15 protein-coding genes and 1 pseudogene are annotated in these 18,926 nt (G+C 63.0%); 8 read left to right on the top strand and 8 right to left on the bottom strand.

The window, feature by feature from the left end:
- Nucleotides 1-51: 51 nt before the first annotated feature.
- Entirely contained in the window at nt 52-2,454 is a 2,403-nt protein-coding gene (locus ACZ9IU_RS00760) for a PIG-L family deacetylase (RefSeq protein WP_038547823.1), read from the bottom strand.
- A gap of 19 nt (nt 2,455-2,473) precedes the next feature.
- A complete protein-coding gene (locus tag ACZ9IU_RS00755; protein ID WP_038547820.1) occupies nt 2,474-3,700 on the bottom strand; it encodes an ROK family protein in 1,227 nt (408 codons plus the stop codon).
- A 249-nt stretch (nt 3,701-3,949) separates the two neighbouring features.
- Between ACZ9IU_RS00755 and ACZ9IU_RS00750 the strand changes: the two genes are divergently transcribed.
- From ACZ9IU_RS00750 to ACZ9IU_RS00725, 6 genes and pseudogenes are all read left to right on the top strand, one after another.
- On the top strand, nt 3,950-5,215 hold the full coding sequence (locus ACZ9IU_RS00750; protein ID WP_080719249.1) for a sugar ABC transporter substrate-binding protein: 1,266 nt from the start codon (nt 3,950-3,952) through the stop codon (nt 5,213-5,215).
- Nucleotides 5,216-5,230: 15 nt separating this feature from the next.
- Nucleotides 5,231-6,184 (top strand): carbohydrate ABC transporter permease, encoded by a 954-nt coding sequence (locus ACZ9IU_RS00745; RefSeq protein WP_038547813.1) that lies wholly within the window; start codon nt 5,231-5,233, stop codon nt 6,182-6,184.
- Complete coding sequence (locus tag ACZ9IU_RS00740; protein WP_038547810.1) at nt 6,181-7,023, top strand: carbohydrate ABC transporter permease; 843 nt, start codon at nt 6,181-6,183, stop codon at nt 7,021-7,023. The genes ACZ9IU_RS00745 and ACZ9IU_RS00740 overlap by 4 nt, the downstream gene beginning before the upstream one ends.
- A 15-nt stretch (nt 7,024-7,038) precedes the next feature.
- Nucleotides 7,039-8,553: an argininosuccinate lyase gene (argH, locus tag ACZ9IU_RS00735; RefSeq protein ID WP_038547807.1), complete on the top strand. Its 1,515-nt coding sequence runs from the start codon at nt 7,039-7,041 to the stop codon at nt 8,551-8,553.
- A pseudogene (locus ACZ9IU_RS00730) lies at nt 8,553-9,594 on the top strand (ABC transporter ATP-binding protein). Before argH ends, ACZ9IU_RS00730 begins: the two are co-directional and overlap by 1 nt.
- A complete protein-coding gene (locus tag ACZ9IU_RS00725; protein ID WP_038547802.1) occupies nt 9,591-10,490 on the top strand; it encodes a carbohydrate kinase family protein in 900 nt (299 codons plus the stop codon). Before ACZ9IU_RS00730 ends, ACZ9IU_RS00725 begins: the two are co-directional and overlap by 4 nt.
- A gap of 61 nt (nt 10,491-10,551) precedes the next feature.
- Here the strand turns inward: ACZ9IU_RS00725 and ACZ9IU_RS00720 are convergent, their stop codons facing one another.
- The 6 genes from ACZ9IU_RS00720 to ACZ9IU_RS00695 form a co-directional block, all read right to left on the bottom strand.
- Nucleotides 10,552-11,553, bottom strand: a complete 1,002-nt coding sequence (locus tag ACZ9IU_RS00720; protein ID WP_038547799.1) for an ABC transporter ATP-binding protein — start codon at nt 11,551-11,553, stop codon at nt 10,552-10,554.
- 26 nt (nt 11,554-11,579) lie between these two features.
- The gene (locus ACZ9IU_RS00715; RefSeq protein WP_038547797.1) at nt 11,580-12,641 is read right to left on the bottom strand and encodes a Gfo/Idh/MocA family protein; all 1,062 of its coding nucleotides are present in this window, start codon (nt 12,639-12,641) and stop codon (nt 11,580-11,582) included.
- A gap of 190 nt (nt 12,642-12,831) precedes the next feature.
- On the bottom strand, nt 12,832-13,671 hold the full coding sequence (locus ACZ9IU_RS00710) for a carbohydrate ABC transporter permease (RefSeq protein WP_038547796.1): 840 nt from the start codon (nt 13,669-13,671) through the stop codon (nt 12,832-12,834).
- Nucleotides 13,672-13,685: 14 nt separating this feature from the next.
- Nucleotides 13,686-14,636 (bottom strand): carbohydrate ABC transporter permease, encoded by a 951-nt coding sequence (locus ACZ9IU_RS00705; RefSeq protein WP_038547794.1) that lies wholly within the window; start codon nt 14,634-14,636, stop codon nt 13,686-13,688.
- Between the two features lie 208 nt (nt 14,637-14,844).
- The gene (locus ACZ9IU_RS00700; RefSeq protein WP_038547792.1) at nt 14,845-16,113 is read right to left on the bottom strand and encodes an ABC transporter substrate-binding protein; all 1,269 of its coding nucleotides are present in this window, start codon (nt 16,111-16,113) and stop codon (nt 14,845-14,847) included.
- A gap of 26 nt (nt 16,114-16,139) precedes the next feature.
- A complete protein-coding gene (locus ACZ9IU_RS00695; RefSeq protein ID WP_038547790.1) occupies nt 16,140-17,054 on the bottom strand; it encodes an N-acetylmuramic acid 6-phosphate etherase in 915 nt (304 codons plus the stop codon).
- A gap of 208 nt (nt 17,055-17,262) precedes the next feature.
- Between ACZ9IU_RS00695 and ACZ9IU_RS00690 the strand changes: the two genes are divergently transcribed.
- Both ACZ9IU_RS00690 and ACZ9IU_RS00685 read left to right on the top strand, forming a co-directional pair.
- Nucleotides 17,263-18,150 carry a glucosamine kinase nucleotide-binding domain-containing protein gene (locus ACZ9IU_RS00690; RefSeq protein WP_038547787.1) on the top strand — a complete coding sequence of 296 codons (888 nt, stop codon included), beginning with the start codon at nt 17,263-17,265 and terminating at the stop codon, nt 18,148-18,150.
- Entirely contained in the window at nt 18,147-18,911 is a 765-nt protein-coding gene (locus ACZ9IU_RS00685; protein ID WP_038547784.1) for a GntR family transcriptional regulator, read from the top strand. Before ACZ9IU_RS00690 ends, ACZ9IU_RS00685 begins: the two co-directional genes overlap by 4 nt.
- The last annotated feature ends 15 nt before the right edge of the window (nt 18,912-18,926 follow it).

Genomic DNA, 18,926 nt, shown 5'->3' with positions numbered 1-18,926 from the left:
CCCGCTCCCGGTCGGTCTCCTCGCCTTCCGATTCGGGGACTGCCTCCGTGCTCACGCCGGCTGCACGAGGTTCGCCATCAGCCGGAAGGCGCCGGGCACGAGCTTGTCGAGCTGGTGATGCAGCACGAGGCTGGTATGGGTGTGTCGGCCGCGGCCGATGGCAGCGGAGATCAGCGCGCCCTTGAGCGGCTGTTCGTTGGCATCGTGCATGGCCAGAAGCGGCTCATAGGCGTCATCCCAGCGGGAGACGAAATAGAGGCCGCGCTCCTTGTCCCATCCCTGCCAGTCTTCGGGGCCGATGACGTTCGGCCCTTTAAGCAGCATATGGTCTGGCGCCAGCACGGTGACTTCGGCCTTCGGATCGGTCACGCGCCAGCGCAGCGACGGCGAGCCGATCTCGATGCGGCGGACCGGGGTCTCGTCCGGATCCCAGCCATCGGTCGGACGGTGATACAGGGTCACGAGGTGGCCGCCCTCCTCCACGAAGCGATGCAGGCGCTCGGTGGCGGCGGCAAGATCCTTGCGGATGCCGAAGGCGAAGATGCCGACGACGATCGTGGTGAAGCGCGACAGATCACCGGATAGCGCCTGGGCGTCGAGTTCGGTGACATCGAGGCCCATGCGGGCAAGCCACATGCCGACACGATCGGCGCCGCCGCCGACATAACCGATCCGCGCGCCCTCGGGCAGCTTGAGGTCAACCGACAGGATTTTCAGCGTGGCGGGCGCGCGAAAACTGGTGCGGCCGATATGCCGGTAAGCGATCGGCGTGACCTGGAAGGCCGGGTGGCCGTCGACCTGCGGTTCGAGCTCGACGAGGCCGGGTTTGGCCGCATCGGTCGGGGAGGCGATCCAGCCACCATCGGTCTTCTTCATCACCCAGCCGGCGGGCGTCTTGAAGGAGACGGGTGCGTTGACGCCGGAGACATTGGCCTTGATCGGCCATTCCGTCTGCTTCGTGCCGAGGGGCACGAGCAGCGCATCCGGCAGCAGGGTCAGCGACTGGGCGGGCGTTACCGCAAACGGCTCTTCGAGATCGAAAGTGCCGGAGACCGTACGGCCGCCGATCTCCGCCGAGATTTTTACATGCGCGTGGCCGTTGCCGCCGAGCGCCGACCAGGCGGGCAGGTAGAGGCCGGAGAGCGGCGCGTCCAATGCTGCCGTCAGCGCGAATACGCGGTCGTTGGCGAGCGACTGGACGGAGGACGATACGCCCGCCGGCAGAACCGGGACGACATCGACCTTGTGGTTCGAAGCGCCTTCGCCAAGCTCGACGGTGAGCGCCGCCGCACCTCCTGGAGAAATGACGGAGGGATCTGCATAGGCGCGTTCGAAGATCGCGGCCGCATCGAGGATGGCAGCATCGATTTCCGTCTGCTTGCGGGCGATGCGGTGGCCCTGCAGGGTCGCAAACTCTTCCGGTGCGGAGGAGGCTACGATGTCCAGCCAGCCGGTGGCCTCGGTCAGCGCCCTGATGATCGCATCGCGATCCGGGAAGGCCGCGGAAGCCACGGCAATGGCGGCGTCCGCGCAGCGCAGGGCTTCCGCCACGTTGGCGGGCAGGCCGGCGAAACCGGCAAGGACGGTCAGCGATGCCGGCAGGTCCTCGAGCACCGACTGCTCGGATTTCGAGCGCGTAGCGGAGAGCTTCAGGTGCAGCTGCCAGTCCTTTTCCGGACGTTTCGGCCAGTGACCCATGCCCTGGGAGGCATGGTAATACCGTGACCATTCGCCGATCCGGTCATAGTCCGCGCCGGTGGCCGGATCGCGGCCCTTGGCCAGAACCGTGACCGTTGTATCCGGCGGCGGCACTTCGTCGTCATAGGTATCGCCGCCGCCTGACCAGGCCGGCAGGTAATATTTGGCGACCTTCCAGGGCTTCAGGCCCTCGGCGAAATGTTCCGGATAGGCATTGGGGTCGGCTGCGAGCGTAATCGCCGTCTCGGCGGCGCGGGTCATGGCGCGGTGATGGCCGTGCTGGCCGGGGACATCAAGGAAGGTCGGGATGACGATATCCGGGCGTTCCATGCGGTAGGCGCGCACCAGGCGCTCGACCGTGCGGGCTTCGCCCCAGCGGGTGAAGGTGGCGTCGCCATCCTTGGAGAAGCCGAAATCATGGACCGGATCGGTCGGGCCGTGGCCGAGCCAGGAGACGTCGCCGTCGATCGCGTGGGCCGCCTCTTCCAGTTCGCGGGAACGGATCACCCCGAGCGGGCCGAGACGTTCGGGGCCGAGCGCGTTCTGGCCGCCTTCGCCGCGTGTCGAGCAGGCGACGATGACGCGCATGCCGAGGCCGAGGCGGAACCAGGCGAGCATGCCATTCTGCTCGTCGTCGGGGTGGGCGCCGGTATTCATCATCGTGACCGTCGACTTCAGCCGCGAAAGCTTGCGATGAAGCCGGACGAGCGAGGGATCGGCCATCTGCCGTTCGATGCGTTCGCGGGCGGTCAGCATGAAAATTCTCCTCAATATGTCATGCGGGAATATCGGCAAGCGCGGCAAGCGAGGTCTCCAGCTTGGGCGTCACCATGTCGAAAAGCGGAAGGGCGGCAGCACCGAGCGCTGCCGTCAATTGTCCCGTCTGGCCGCGCAGCACGCGGGGCAGATCGCGCTGCCTGCGGCTCGCGACCGAGGTCGGCAGATTGCCCATGCGAGCGACGATGTCCTCGATGATCGCATCCGGCAGCGCTCCACCGAGGATGACGGTCTGTGGGTCGAGGATGTTTTCGAGCATGGCGACCATCGGGCCGAGATAGGTCGCCGCCTCGTCGATCCATTCCTCGACGACCGGGTGGCGATCCGCGTGCAGCGTCTCGAGATCGGAAAACTCGGTGTCGGAAATACCGACGCAACTCAGCTTTTCCTTCAGCACATAGGCGGAAACATAACCTTCCAGGCAGCCGAGTTGGCCGCAGGAGGGGCAGGGCCTGCCCTTCGGCACGACGGTGACATGGCCGATCTCGCCGGCATTGCCGAAGGCGCCGCGATAGGGCGCGCCGTCCTGGATGATGCCGAGGCCGATACCGACGCCGAAATAGATCATGCAGAAATTGGAGATCGCCAGGCCTGCGCCGAACAGCCGCTCGCCGACGGCCGCCGCCGTCGCGTCGTTTTCGACGATCACCGTATGGCCGCAGGCTTCACTGAGCGCCTGGGCGGCGTCGAGCCCCGCCCAACCTGGCAGCGTCGTCGGGCCGACCGAGGTCATGCCGTCGATCTCGAAAGGACCGGGCATGACGACGCCGGTGCCGAGCAGCTTTGCACCGACCAGTTCGGTGACGGCGGCAAGCTCCGCGGCAAATGCGGAAAGGATATGCCCGGGAGTGGTATCCTTGAGCGGCGTGATGCGCTTTGCCCGAAGTCCGCCAGACAGGTCGAGCGCCACCGTCACCATATGGTCGGCGGCTATTTCGACGCCGATGGTGGCGCCGCCCTCGGGATTGACAGCGAACTGGATAGGCGGCTGGCCGCGGCCGGATTTCAGCCGGCCCATTTCCATCAGCAGCCCCTCTCCCGCCAGTTCGTCGACGATATTGGCAACGGCCTGGGGCGTCAGTTGCGTCAGCTTTGCAATATGGGCGCGACCGAGCGAACCGTGGCGGCGCACCACATCCAGCACGACGCGACGGTTGTGCTCACGGCTGCGTTCAGGGTTCTTGCCGATGGCCACCGGGTGTGTGCCGATCGTGTGTATGGTCATTTCGCCCACCTTCGGTTGGCAGAATTCATAACGCCGGGAAGCGGTACGCCGCAATAGAATAATTCAAGTAAATTATCTTATTGACAAACGACCCCACTCAGGAAACCGTAAGGGTAGGGCTGGGGCATAGCGCCGCAGCACGTCAAAGGGAGGCTCGCCTCCCGAAAACCAATAAACGCGTCGGGCTGCAGGTCGCATCCGAATGCAGGGAACAATCAGACCCCAAGACCGGAGCACCCGGCGGGGCAAATGGAGGCTCACATGCGCAAGGCAACTTTGTTCGCCGGTCTCGTCGCCGGTTTCAGCACATTCGCATTTAATGCCGCACAGGCGGTCGAAATCGAATACTGGCAGTATGTCTTCGACACGCGTGTGAAGGCGATGGACCAGCTCATCACCGAGTTCCAGAAGGCCAATCCGGGCATCACGGTCAAGCAGGTCACCTTCCCCTATGCCGACTACCAGACGCGTGTGATCGCCGCCAACATGGCCGGCAATGGTCCCGACATCATGCAGCTGTTCTATGGCTGGCTCGACAAGTTCGTCGCCGGCGGCCTCCTCGCTCCGCTTCCGAAGGATGCGTTCCCGCAAGCCAAGATCGAAAGCGAGTTCTTCCCGATCGTCAAGGCGATGAAGCGCGGCGACGATTATTACGGCCTGCCGACCGCCGTGCGCTCGCTCGCCCTGTTCTACAACAAGAAGCTCTTCACCGAGGCCGGCCTCGACCCGAACAACCCGCCGAAGACGCTCGACGAATATGTCGCCGCCGCGCAGAAGATCGCCAAGCGCGACGCTTCCGGCAACCTCATCGTCGAAGGTTCGACACTCGACATGGCCGGCCAGGACCACCAGTGGTGGCGTGAAGTGCTGATCCGCCAGTTCGGCGGCGTGCCCTATACCGACAACGACCAGAAGGTCGCCTATAACAGCGAAGCCGGCATCAAGGCGTTGAAGTTCTACACCAGCCTGCAGCTTGAAAAGAAGATCGGCGCGGCTGGCTTCATGGACGAAGGCCAGGCGGCGTTCCGCGGCGGCAAGGCCGGCATGACCATCGACGGCACCTTCCGCCTCGGCGCCTTCAAGAGCATCAAGGACTTCGAATGGGGCGTGACCGAACTGCCGGCCAATGCTCAAGGCGTGCGCTCCAACTATGCCAGCTATTTCGCCAACGGCATCAGCGCCAAGGCGAAGGGCGAAGAGCTCGAAGCGTCGAAGAAGTTCCTGGCCTACATCACCTCTCCGGCCGCCATGGACATCTGGCTGAAGACCGTCGGCGAACTACCCGCGCTCCGCTCAGCGGCGCTGACCGAAGCCAACCTGAAGGACCCGATCTACGCACCATTCCTCAAGGGTCTGGAATACGCTCACACCACGCTGTTCATGGATGAGCAGGGCCAGCGCCAGAACGCCATCGACATGGCAAACCGCGTGCTGCTGCAGGGTCAGTCGGTCGAGGACTCGATCAAACAGGCGGCCGCGGCCGAGCAGGAAATCATCGACGCGGCCAAGCCGTAAGCTACGGAGCCCGTCATGGCAGCGATTGAACAGCAGGGGGCGGCGTCCGGCCGCCCCGGCGGATCTCCAGGGACATCCTTTGGCGACCGCTTTTCCATGCGGACGCGGCGCCTCGTCTGGGTCTGGAGTTTCCTTGCCCTGCCGATCCTCTTCTACGCAATCATCCGCTTTTATCCGACGTTCCAGGCCTTCTACCTGTCGTTTACCAACTGGGACCTGCTGCGGCCGGCGAAATTCATCGGGTTCGCCAACTATATCAAGCTCTTCAAGGACCCGCAGTTCTGGAAGGTATTCAAGAACACGTTCACCTACCTGATCATCGGCACGCCGATCAGCCTCGTCACCGCGTTTACGATCGCCTTCTTTCTCGATCGCGTCCGCTTCATGCACAGTTTCATCCGGGCGCTGTATTTCCTGCCGTTCCTGACGACGGCTGCGGCCATGGCCTGGGTCTGGCGCTGGTTCTACCAGCCGCCGCCGATCGGCGTCATCAACGACGTGTTCAGCATGCTCGGCATTCCACAACAGCCGTTCATCCGCTCCACCGACCAGGCGCTGTTTTCGATCATGGTAACAGCTATCTGGGCCGGCCTCGGCTTCCAGATCATCATCTTCATGGCCGGTCTGCGTGCCATTCCGGGCACGTTCTACGAAGCCGCGCGCATCGACGGTCTCGGCGAATGGGCGATCCTGCGCAAAATCACGCTGCCGCTCCTGAAACCCACCACCGTGTTCCTTGTGGTGTTCTCCTCGATCGGCTTCCTGCGCATCTTCGACCAGGTCTACAACATGACCACCAACGATCCCGGCGGACCGCTCGGATCGACCAAGCCGCTGGTTCTGATGATCTACCAGACCGCCTTCAACTCCTATGCGATGGGTTATGCCGCGGCGCAGACGGTGGTGCTGTTCACCATCCTCTTGATCGTATCGCTGCTGCAGCTCTGGATACTGAGGGAAAAGAAATGAGCGAAGCCACGCGCCTCAGCCACGGCAAGGTCCGTCCCGGCCTGATCGTCACCTGGACCATCCTGTTCATCGGCGGCCTGATCATGGTGTCGCCGATCGCCTTTATGTTTTCGACCTCACTGAAGACCCCCGACCAGATCTACGACCTGCGCCTCATCCCGGCCGCGCCGACGCTTGCGAACTATATCTCGGTGCTCGCCGACGGGCGGTTCATGCGCTGGTTCTTCAATTCGACGCTGATCGCCGTCATCGTCACCCTGTCGAACTGCTTCTTCGACAGCCTTGTCGGCTATACGCTGGCGAAGTTCGAGTTCCGCGGCCGTTATTTCATCTTCCTCGCGATCCTTTCGACCCTCATGATCCCGACCGAGATGCTGGTCATCCCGTGGTACCTGATGTCGAGCCAGCTTGGCTGGCTGGACAGCTATTGGGGCATCATGTTCCCCGGCATGATGACCGCCTTCGGCACCTTCCTGATGAAGCAGTTCTTCGAGACCGTGCCGAACGACTTCATCGAGGCGGCGCGCGTCGACGGGCTCAACGAATTCCAGATCTGGTGGAAAGTGGCCCTGCCCTTGGTGACGCCGGCGCTTTCGGCGCTTGCGATCTTCACCTTCCTCGGCAACTGGACGGCGTTCTTCTGGCCGCTGATCGTCACCACCAGCAAGGAACTCTATACGCTGCCGGTCGGGCTTTCGAGCTTCGCGGTCGAGCAGTCCATCCAGTGGGAAATGATCATGACGGGGGCTGCGATCGCCACCCTTCCCACCCTTCTCGTCTTCCTCGTCCTGCAGCGCTACATCGTCCGCGGTGTGATGCTGGCGGGCCTAAAGGGATAATGCAAGGATAACACCATGGCGGACATCAACCCGCGCCTTTCCGACACCAGCAAGTTCCCCGATCCAGTCTACAAGGAAACCGTGCTCCGGCCGCTTTTCGACGGCGCCAAGAGCCACCATGTGGACGGTTTCCGCCGAATCGACCGGGCGCATCTCGTGATGCTGGTCGAGACCGGAATCCTCGACAAGGAAATCGCGTCCAAGATTGCCGGCGCATTGGAGGCGATCGACACGGAAATCGATCCGTCGACGCTCGTCTATACCGGCGAGGTCGAGGACTTCTTCTTCCTGATCGAAAAGGAGCTGAAGGCCCGCATCGGCGTCGATATCGCCGGGCGGCTGCACACCGCCCGGTCACGCAACGACATCGACCACACGCTCTTCAAGCTCGGCCTGAAGGACAAAATCGATGCGCTGATGGGCAAGGCTAGGCTGCTGCTGGCCGCGATGGTCGATGCCGCCGAGCGCAACAAGACGACCCTGATCGTCGCCTATACGCATGGCCAGCCGGCCCAGCCGACGACGTTCGGCCACTACTTGTCGGCCGCGATCGAAATTCTGATCCGCGATATCGAGCGGTTTGCCGAAGCCCGCAAGATCGTTGATCTTTCACCCATGGGGGCGGCGGCGATCACGACGTCCGGTTTTCCGATCGACCGCGCCCGCGTGGCCCACCTCCTCGGCTTCTCGGCACCGCTTCGCAATTCCTACAGCTGCATCGCCTCGGTCGACTACACGACCTCGACCTATTCGGCGATCGAGCTGATGTTCCTGCATCTCGGCCGCCTGATCCAGGACTTTCAGTTCTGGACGAGCTTCGAAGTGGGGCAGATCTACGTGCCGAACGCGCTGGTGCAGATCTCCTCGATCATGCCGCAGAAGCGCAATCCGGTGCCGATCGAGCACCTGCGCCATCTCGCCAGCCAGACGATGGGCCGCGCCCGCACCGTTCTCGACGTGATGCACAACACGCCCTTCACCGACATGAACGACAGCGAAGGCGAGACTCAAAGCATGGGCTACGAGGCCTTCGCTTCCGCCTCCCGCGTGCTCGACCTGCTCGCCGCCCTCATCAGCCAGATCAGCATCGATCCGGAGCGCGTCGACCAGAATATCCGCCGGTCCTGCATCACCATTACCGAGCTTGCCGACTCGTTGGTGCGCATCGAAGGGCTTTCGTTCCGCGAGGCGCATGAGATTGCCGCAGCGACGGCAAAGAGCGTCGTCGCGTCCAAGGGCGATCTGCCCAATGACGGTTACGAACCCTTCCTCAAGGCTTTCGAACATTCGGCCGGTCGCAAGCCTTCCGTCGATCTCCAAAAATTCAAGGAGATCGTCTCGCCCGAACATTTCGTCGCCGTGCGCGCTCGTTTCGGCGGTCCCGCGCCAGAGCCTATGAACGCCGCGATATCTGCCTATCGCGACAAGCTTGCCGCCTTCGAAGCCGAAGCCAAGAAGGCGGCGGACCATGAGGCGAAGGCCGCCGCAGAACTGAACCAGAAATTCACCGCCCTGACGGGAGCCCGCTGATGGCGACGATCGAACTTGAAAAACTGGTGAAGCGCTACGGCAAGGTCGAGGCCGTCAAGGGCATCGACCTCCAGATTGCCGACGGCGAATTCGTCGTTTTCGTCGGCCCTTCCGGCTGCGGCAAGTCGACGACGCTCCGGATGATCGCAGGCCTTGAGGAAATCTCCGGCGGCACGCTGAAGATCGGCTCGGAAGTGGTCAACGAGCGCGAGCCGAAGCAGCGCAACATCGCGATGGTGTTCCAGAACTATGCGATCTATCCGCATATGACCGTGCGCCAGAACATCGGTTTCGGCCTTTACACGTCGAAGCTCAGCAAGGCCGAGAAGGACAAGCGGATCGAGGAGGCCGGCAAGATTCTCGGCCTCGGCGCCCTGCTTGACCGCCGCCCGGCCGCGCTTTCCGGCGGGCAGCGCCAGCGCGTCGCGATCGGCCGCGCCATGGTGCGCGATCCCTCCGCCTTCCTGTTCGACGAGCCGCTTTCCAACCTCGACGCCCAGCTTCGCGCGCAGATGCGCATCGAAATCAAGCGGTTGCATCAAAAACTGAAGACCACGACCGTCTACGTCACCCACGACCAGATCGAGGCCATGACGATGGCCGACCGGATCGTGGTGATGAAGGACGGCGTCATCCTGCAGGTCGGCACGCCGTCGGAACTTTATGACAGTCCGGTCGACGTATTCACCGCCCGCTTCATCGGCAGCCCGTCGATGAACCTCGTGCGTGGCCGTCGCACCGCTTCGGGCGCGGCAATGGCGCCTGTCGGCGATATCCTGATCGGCGTGCGCCCACATGACCTGATTGCCCACGCGACAGTTACCGGCGGCAGCGGCTTCACGGTGACCGGAACGGTCTCGGCCGTCGAGCCGTTGGGACCGGAAACGCTGGTGCATCTGGACGTGGCCGACACCCCCAATCATCGCCACCGTGCGCGAAAAATTCGTGCCGACTGTCGGAAGCACGCTCACCTGCGAAGCCGCTCCCGGCGACCTCTACCTCTTCGATGCCAGCACAGAGAGATTTCTGGGCCGTTCATGATGACGCATGCAGAGAAAAGATCCGCGGTGCTCAGCATCGGGCGGATCTATTGCGACCTGATTTTCACGGGCCTCGGCCACCTGCCGGTACTCGGGCGTGAGATTTATGCCAGCGGCATGGAGATCGCCGCCGGCGGCGGCGCCTTCATCGCGGCCGCCCATCTTGCCCATGCCGGCCGCAAGGTGGCGCTTGCCGCTCGGCTCGGCACGGATTCGCTGTCGACCGGCGTCGAGGAGCAAATCCGCGACAGCGGGGTCGACCTGCGTTTTATCGAACACGCGGACGATGCCGGCCCGCAGGTGACGGTTGCGGCCGTGGTCGGCCTGGACCGCGCCTTTCTCACCCGCCGCGCCGGCCCTGCCCTGCCCGCCACGCTCGACGCGGCGCTCGACTGGGACGAAGCCCGCCACCTGCACATCGCCGAATATGCGACGCTGCACGAGATTCCGGACCTCGTTTCCCGCGCCAAGGAAAAGGGCCTCACCGTTTCGCTCGATCCGAGTTGGGATGCGACGCTGATCTATGACCGCGGCCTGCTGCAAGCCTGCGAGGGTGTCGATCTCTTCCTGCCCAATCTGGAAGAGGCTGAAGCAATTACCGGTTCGGCCGATCCTGAAGCCGCGCTCGCCAAGCTGTCGCCGGCCTTTCCGCTGGTCCTCCTGAAGGGCGGTGCCAAGGGCGCTTGGGCGATGTCGAACGGCCGGATGCTGCATGCGCCGGCGGAGACCGTGCCTGTGGTCGACACGACCGGCGCCGGCGACGCCTTTAATGCCGGCTTTATCGATGCCTGGCTGAACGAGGCATCGGAAGAAGCCTGCCTCAAGGCAGGCATCCGGTTCGGCAGCCGCGCCGTCCAGGCGGCCGGCGGCGCCAAGCTGCTCGCGAGCGGCGATTAAGGCAATTCCAGGAAAAGTGCGGCGCGGTTTTCCGTTCGGAATTGCGAATGAATGAAGCCCTTCAGACGATCGCGCGGTCGTTGGCGTCGAAGCGGTGCAGGCTTGCCCTGTCGGGTGTCGCGAACACCACGTCATCGGGCGCATAGGCGTGTTCGCCGAACAAGCGGACAGTCAGAAGGCCGGTCGCTTCCGTTTCCAGGTAGACGATCGTGTCGGCACCGAGATGTTCGACATGGATGACCTTGCCCTTCCAGTCGCCGCTTTCGCGGGAAAGGGCAATGTGTTCAGGGCGAACGCCGATCGTCTTGGCGCCGGTTTGGCTGAGCTTTTCGGCGGGGATGAAATTCATCTGCGGTGAGCCGATAAAGCCGGCAACGAAGACATTGGCCGGCTTGTTATAGAGCTCCATCGGCGAGCCGACCTGTTCGATTGCACCGGCATTCAGCACGACGATCTTGTCGGCCAGCGTCATCGCTTCGACCTGGTCGTGGGTGACGTAGATCATCGTCGCCTTCAGCCGCCGGTGCAGGCCGGCGATTTCCAGTCGGGTCTGGACGCGCAAAGCTGCGTCGAGGTTCGAGAGCGGCTCGTCGAACAGGAACAGTTTCGGTTCGCGGACGATGGCGCGGCCAATCGCGACGCGCTGGCGCTGGCCGCCAGAGAGTTCCGCCGGGCGGCGAGCGAGATAGGGGTCGAGCGACAGCATGCCGGACGCCTTGGCGACGCGGGTGTCGATCTCTGCCTTTTCGGTGCCGGCCTGCTTGAGGCCGAGGCCCATATTGTCCTTGACCGTCAGATGCGGGTAAAGCGCGTAGGACTGGAAGACCATGGCGATGCCGCGCTTGGCAGGCGGTGTATTGATGACTTCCGCGCCATCGATCCTGACGCTGCCGCTGGTCGCATCTTCAAGGCCGGCGATGACCCTGAGCAGCGTGGACTTGCCGCAGCCGGAGGGACCGACGAAGATCACGAACTCGCCGTCCTGGACCTCGAGATCGATGCCCTTCAGCACCTCGTGAGGACCGAAGGCCTTGCGGATGGATTTCAGTTGAAGCGAACCCAAGGGCGTTTTCCTTACAAACCGTACTTCTAGAGGCGGACGGGTGCGCCGGTGCGCACGCTTTCGTCCGCCGCAAGGCAGATGCGCAGCGACTGGACGGCGTCATCCATGTGCCGGGTGAGATCGATATCTTCGCGGATCGCTTTCAGCACATAGGCCTGTTCGAGATCGCAGAGTTTCTGGTGATCCGGCTCGCCGGTCATGGCGAGGTCCTCGTCGCGGCGGACGAACTGGCCGTCGGCGCCGGTCTCGGCCGAATGGACGCGGATGACCGAGGTCTTGGTGTGGGTGTCGATATCGTCGGACTTCGCCTTGGCGTCGACGAGGATAGACACCGAACCCTTCGGCGACATCACGTCCTTCACGAAGAAGGCCATTTCCGACATCATCGGACCCCAGCCGGCCTCGTACCAGCCGACCGAACCGTCTTCGAACAGAACCTGCATATGGCCGTAATTGTACATGTCCGGCGCGACCTCGTCGGTCATCCGCAGGCCCATACCCCGCACTTCGACGGCCCTGGCATCGGTGATCTGGCACCAGACATCGACATAATGGACGCCGCAATCGACGATCGGCGGGGTGGTCTGCATCAGCGCCTTGTGGACGTCCCACTTGGACCCCGAGGACTGCTGGTTGAGATTCATGCGGAAGACGTAGGGCGGGCCAAGCTTTCGTGCTTCGGCGATCAGCCGCATCCAGGAGGGATGATGGCGGAGGATATAGCCGACCACGAGTTTGCGGCCGTGCTTTTTCGCCGCCGCCACGACGCGTTCGGCATCGGCTACAGTGGTCGCCAGCGGCTTTTCGACGAACACGTCGCAGCCGGCCTCGAAGGCCATGACCGCATAGTCGGCGTGGGTATCGGAATAGGTGTTGATCGAGCAGAGATCGGGCTTGGTCTCGCGCAGTGCCTGCTCGAAATCGGAAAACATCGGATAGGCTTCGAGCCCGGCCGGCAGGTCGCGCTTCGAACGGTTGACGAGGCCGACGATCTCGAAGCCCGGATTGTCGTGGTAGGCGAGCGCGTGGCTCCTGCCCATGTTGCCGAGACCGGCGACGAGGACGCGGATGGGGCGGGTGGAATTCATGTGTTTGTCTCCTTGTTTGAGACAGCGTGCCGGGTCGCCCCCTCATCCGCCTGCCGGCACCTTCTCCCCGCTGGGGAGAAGAGGATATGCCGCGACGTGGCTATTCCCTCCTCTCCCCTTGGGGAGAGGGTGGCCGAGCGGAGCGGAGGCCGGGTGAGGGCGCGCACCTTGTCCTCACATGCGGACACCATCACTTCACCGCCCCAGACGTAATCCCGCGGATCAACTGCCGCGAGAAGATGACGTAAAGAACCATGACCGGCAGGATCGCCAGCGACAGGGCCGAGAGCACGGCGTTCCAGTTGGTGACGAACTGACCGATGAACATCTGGGCGCCCAGGGTCACTGTCTTGGTCGATTCGCCTGGCGCCAAGATCAGCGGGAACCAGAGGTCGTTCCAGATCGGGATCATGGTAAAGACCGCGACCGTCGCCATGGCGGGGCGCACCAGCGGCAGGACGAGGCGGAAAAAAATCGCGTACTCCGAAAGCCCGTCGATGCGGCCGGCGCTCTTCAGGTCATCCGAAACAGTGCGCATGAATTCCGACAGGATGAAGATCGCCAGCGGCAGCCCTTGCGCAGTATAAACCAGGATCAGCGAGGTCAGCGTATTGACGAGGCCGGCCGCGACCATGCCCTGCAGGATTGCGACCGTGCCAAGACGGATCGGGATCATGATGCCGAGCGCGAGATAGAGCCCCATCAGCGTGTTGCCGCGGAACCGGTATTCGGACAGCGCGAAGGCGGCCATGGCGCCGAACAACAGGACGAGCGCGATCGAGGCGACGGTGACAATCAGGCTATTCTGGAAATAACCAACGAAATCGCCCTGTTGCAGCACCGTCTGGTAGCCGATCAGACTGAACGTCGAGGGCGACGGCAGGGCCATCGGCGCGCTGAAGATCGCGCTGCGGCTCTTGAACGAATTAACCAGCGTCAGGAACACCGGAAACAGCGCGACCAGCGTATAGGCGATCAGCGCCAGGTGGATGAAGGCGGCGCGGACGGGGGCGGAGCGGGCTTTCGACATCGTTCAAGCTCCCTTCAGAACTGGTAGCGGCGCATGCGCCGCTGGATGACGAAAAGATAAAGCGCGACGCCGGCGAGGATGATCAGGAACATCACCGCGGCGATGGTGGCGCCCATGGAACGGTCGCCCATCTGGTTCTGGAAACCGAAGAAGGTGCGGTAAAGCAGCGTGCCGAGAATGTCGGTCGAGCCGTTGGGGCCGGCAAGCGCGCCCTGGACGGTGTAGACCAGGTCGAAGGCGTTGAAATTGCCGACGAAGGTCAGGACCGAGACGATACCGATCGACGGCAGGATCAGCGGCAGCTTGATCTTCCAGAATTGGCTCCAGCCGGTAATGCCGTCACATTCGGCCGCTTCCAGCACTTCATCGGGGATGTTGAGCAGTGCCGCATAGATCAGCATCATCGGGATGCCGACATATTGCCAGACGGAGATCAGCGAGACGGCGATGAGCGCGGTTTCGGCCTTGCCGAGCCAGGGCGCAAAGGCCCATTTCAGGCCGACGAGATCCATCAGGCTCGGCGCGATCCCCCAGATCGGCGAGAGGATGAGCTTCCAGATGAAACCGACGATGACGAAGGAAAGCAGCGTCGGCACGAAGATCGCCGACCGGTAGAAGGCCGCGAACCGCAGGCCGGGCAGCGACAGCATGGCGGCGATCGCGATGCCGACCGGGTTCTGCACCAGCATGTGGATGATGAAGAAGATGACGTTGTTGCGCAGCGCGTTCCAGAAATCGGCGGAAAGACGCGGATCGCCGAACAGCACCTTGAAATTGCTGAGGCCGACGAAGGCGAGCTGGCCCTCAACGATGTTGAAGAGCGACAGACGCAACGTCTCGATCAGCGGCAGGATCATCACCGCCGTATAGACGAGGAAGGCCGGAGCCAGGAAAACGGCGATGTGCCAGCGGGTGGGGCGCTTCACCGGAACCGTTTCGATATCGGCAATTTCGGTATCGCTCATGGGTTTGGGTTCCGGTGGTTTGTATGGGAATGACGCTTCCTCGCGGGAGGTCTTGCTTAGGCAAAAAGACCCCTCCCCAACCCCTCCCCACAAGGGGGAGGGACTAACCTGCCTCACCGTTTCGGCAAGGACGATCCGGCTCCGCGAGTTTTCTCCCCCCTTGTGGGGGAGATGGCCGGCAGGCCAGAGAGGGTCTTTTGAGACTGCCTTACTTCGCCGGCTTGTACCAGCTGTCGAGGCCCTTCTGGGTTTCGGCAGCGGCCTGTTCCGGGGTTTGCGTGCCGTTGATGACGTTGGCCGAGACACGCCACATTTCGAGGTCGAGGTTCGGCTGACCGCGGCCGACGACGGCAGCGCTCGGGCGGATCGTCTGCTTGCAGTTCTGGCGCCAGGAGACGAATTCCTGGGCAAGCGCGTCCTGCATCTTCACCGGCGTCGAGTTCAGGCTGAAGAAGCCCGGGGCAGCGTTGGCATAGAGATCGGCAAATTCCGGCGAAGCGACCCAGGACAGGAATTTCTTGGCGGCTTCGAGGTTCTTGCCCTTGGCGTTGAGGCCGATGCCGATGTCGTTATGGTCGGAAATGTAGCAGGTATCGCCTGCCTTCTTCACCGGCGGCGGGAAGGCGCCCATCTCGAAATCGGCCTGCGCCTTGAACGGGGCGATTTCCCAGGAACCGGCCGGATAGATGGCGGCGCGGCCGAGCGTGAAGAGGTTCTGGCTGTCCGGATAGGTCTGGGCTTCGAAACCGTCGCCGAGATAGGGCTTCCACTTGGCGAGCGCCTTGTAGGGCTCGACCCAGTCGGCGTCGGTCAGCTTTTCCTTGCCTGCGATCAGTGCCTTGCGGCCGTCCTCGCCCTTCCAGTAGTTCGGGCCGATGTTGTAATAGCCCATGGTCGCCGCTTCCCACTGGTCCTTGGTGCCCATGGCGAGCGGGATGTATTTGCCGTCCTTCTTGAATTTTTCGAGGACCGCGAAGAACTCGTCCTCGGTCTTCGGGATCTGGACGCCCGCATCCGCGAAGGCCTTCTTGTTGTAGATGAAGCCGTGGATAACGGAAGCCATCGGCACGCAGAACGTGGTCTTGCCGTCGTCAGTGCTCCACGCGGACTTGCCGACGTCGGAGAAGTTGGAAATGCCCGGCAGGTCGTTCAGCGAGGCGAGCTGGCCCTTCTGGAACATGGCGAGCGACAAGTCGAACGGACGGCAGGTGATGAGGTCACCCGCAGTGCCTGCGTCGAGCTTGGCGTTGACGGCCGAATTATATTCGGTCGGCGCCATCGGGGCGAAGGTCACCTTGATGCCCGGGTTCTTGGCTTCGAAGGCCGGGATGATCTTCTTCTGCCAGATCGGCAGGTCGTCATTGCGCCAGCTCTCGATGGTGAGGTTAGCGGTCTGCGCGGAGGCTCCGGTGGCGGCAAGGCCCGCCGGTGCGAGTACAGTCGTGGCAAAAAGAATGCTTTTCAATATGCGTGTCATGATGTTCTCCCTTTTATATGCGCCTTTCAGGCGCGTTTCATGGAACTCTTGGACGCCTGCAATTCGGCAAGCGCTGCGCGCAGCACATCGCCCGAACGGGCAAGCAAAGCCTTGGCGGCTTCCACATCAGCCGCGCCAGCCGCGAGCAGGACCGCAACCTTGACCGAACCTTCGGCGGCCTCGACCCAGACACGGGCCTCGTCGAAACCGATGCCGGCGATATCGGCCACCATGCGGGCGGCGCGGATGCGCAGCTTGCCGTTATCGGCGCGCAGATTGACCATATGGCCGTCATGCACATGGCCGAGTTTGACGGCGGCAAGCGTCGACAGCATGTTGAAGGCAATCTTCTGGGCCGTACCGGCACCCATCCGGGTGGAGCCGGCAACGACTTCCGGTGGCGTTTCGAGCAGGATCGCCGCATCGGCGCCCTCGAACAGATTTGCGCCGGCATTGTTGGCGAAGGCCACCAGTTTTGCGCCGCGGCGTTTCGCGGTTTCGGCCACCGCCACCGTATAGGGTGTCGAACCGCTGGCGGAAACACAGATGACGCAATCGGCCGCCTCGATGATATCGGCATCACGCTCGCCGAGCGACGCATCGTCTTCGGGACCGCCGGGCAGATCGGCAATGGTGGGAACACCGCCGGCAAACAGGATGGCGATCCGTTCTGGCGGTATGCCGTATGTGCCAGGCAGTTCCATGGCATCGGCCATCGCCACGAGGCCGGCGCTGCCGGCGCCCGCGTAGACCACCTTGCCGCCGGACTTGAGAGCGGCAGCGACGAGGTCTGCGGCCTTGGCGATCGCGGGAATGGCATGGTCGACAGCCTTGGCTGCCGCTTGCTGGCCGGATGCGAGAAGCACGAGGATTTCGGCGGGCGCGAGCGTATCGAGCCCTTCCGCTTTCCCATGTCTTGCCTCGGTGGCAGTTCTGCTCATCCGATTTCTCCCTCTCATCCAAAATGATGCCAAAAAAATACCAATTGTCCAGAAGGAAAATTAACTTTTATGAACGGATCGATAATTTCGGCAAAAGTCCCGCAAAATATAGCCGTATAATCAACAGGATGAAACCTGCGACTTGAGATTTTTGAAATCATGCTTGGTTATTGGTACGTTTTTGGTATTATTCGGTCCGGAGGTACCCATGGCGGCCTATTTTATCGGAATCGATGGCGGCGGAACAAGCTGCCGCGCGGCACTTGCTGACGGAAACGGCATGATCCTCGGCCGCGGCAAAAGCGGCGCTTCCAATATCCTGACCGACCCCGACACGGCCCTCAGGCATATCGCTGAGGCATCCCGCCTCGCTTTTGCCGACGCCGGGCTTGAGCCGGACCTTTCCGCCACATCCGCCGTGCTCGGCCTTGCGGGCAACAATGTCGGCGATGCGGTGAGTTATGTGCAGGCACGGCTGCCTTTCAAGCAGTCGGATATCGTGTCGGACGGCGTGATCGCGCTGCAAGGAGCAATCGGCAACGAGGATGGGGCGATCGGGATCGTCGGCACCGGCACGGTCTATATCGCCCGGCATGAAGGCAGGCTTCATTCGGTCGCCGGATGGGGCTTCCAGGTGAGCGATCTCGGCAGCGGCGCCCGACTCGGCCAGCTCGCGCTGCAGGAAAGCCTGCTCGCCTACGACAACATCCATCCGATGTCCGGCCTGTCGAAGGCCATACTCGCCGAATTCGACGGCAATCCGGAAAAGGTGGTCGATTTCGCCCGGCTGGCGAAGCCCGGCGATTTCGGGCGTCATACGCCCAAGGTGTTCGACTTCGCGCGGCAGGGCGACGAGGCGGCTATCCGCATTCTCAAGACTGGGGCAACGGGCATTGACGAGGCGCTTGACGCCGTGAACCGTATCACCAGGGGGAAAGGCCGGCTCTGCCTGCTCGGCGGGCTAGCGCCCCTCTACCCCGAATATCTGGCCGAACGGCATAGCGCGCGGCTGTCCGAACCGCTTGCCGATGCGCTGACCGGTGCAGTGGCCCTTGCCGTCAAGACCTATGGCGCGCGGGCGGAGCTTCGCGCATGAACCAGACGCTCGCCGCCATCCTGCCGCTCGACGGCCTGCAATCGGCCGGCACCGGGCCTCTTTACCGAAAGCTGCGCCAGAGCCTCGAAGAGGCGATCCGCACCGGCAAGCTCGGCCATGGCGACGCCCTGCCGGCAGAACGCGATCTCGCCGACTACGCCAATGTCAGCCGCGTCACCGTGCGCAAGGCCGTCGACGATCTCGTCAAGGACGGGTTGCTCACCCGCAAGCACGGCTCGGGCACGTTCGTGGTCAAGCCGATGTCGCGCGTCGAGCAGCCGCTCACCCGCCTCACATCGTTTACCGAGGACATGGCGCGGCGTGGGCTGGTGACGCGATCCGAATGGCTGGAGCGTGGGCTTTTCCACCCCTCGCCCGAGGAAATGATGATGCTCGGCCTTGCGCCCGGCACCAGGGTCGCCCGCCTTGGACGCCTGCGCCTCGGCAACGACATGCCGCTTGCGATCGAGCGCGCCAGCATTTCCGCCGATTTCCTGCCCGATCCTTCCGTGGTGACCAATTCGCTCTATGCCGAACTTGGAAAAAAGGATGCCCGGCCGGTGCGTGCCATACAGCGGATATCCGCCTGCAATATGAAGAACCCGGATGCCGGGCTGCTGGCCGTGCCGATCGGTTCCGCCGGGCTTTCGATCGAGCGGGTTTCCTATCTGGCGTCCGGCCGCGTGGTGGAACTCACCCGCTCGCTCTATCGCGGCGATGCCTATGATTTCGTGGCCGAGCTCTCGCTCGGCGAAAACTGATCTTCGAGGACGATG

Source organism: Mesorhizobium sp. USDA 4132 (assembly GCF_056279545.1).
Note: the sequence above shows the minus strand (reverse complement) of the source record. Positions and strands in the feature narration are given on the sequence as shown.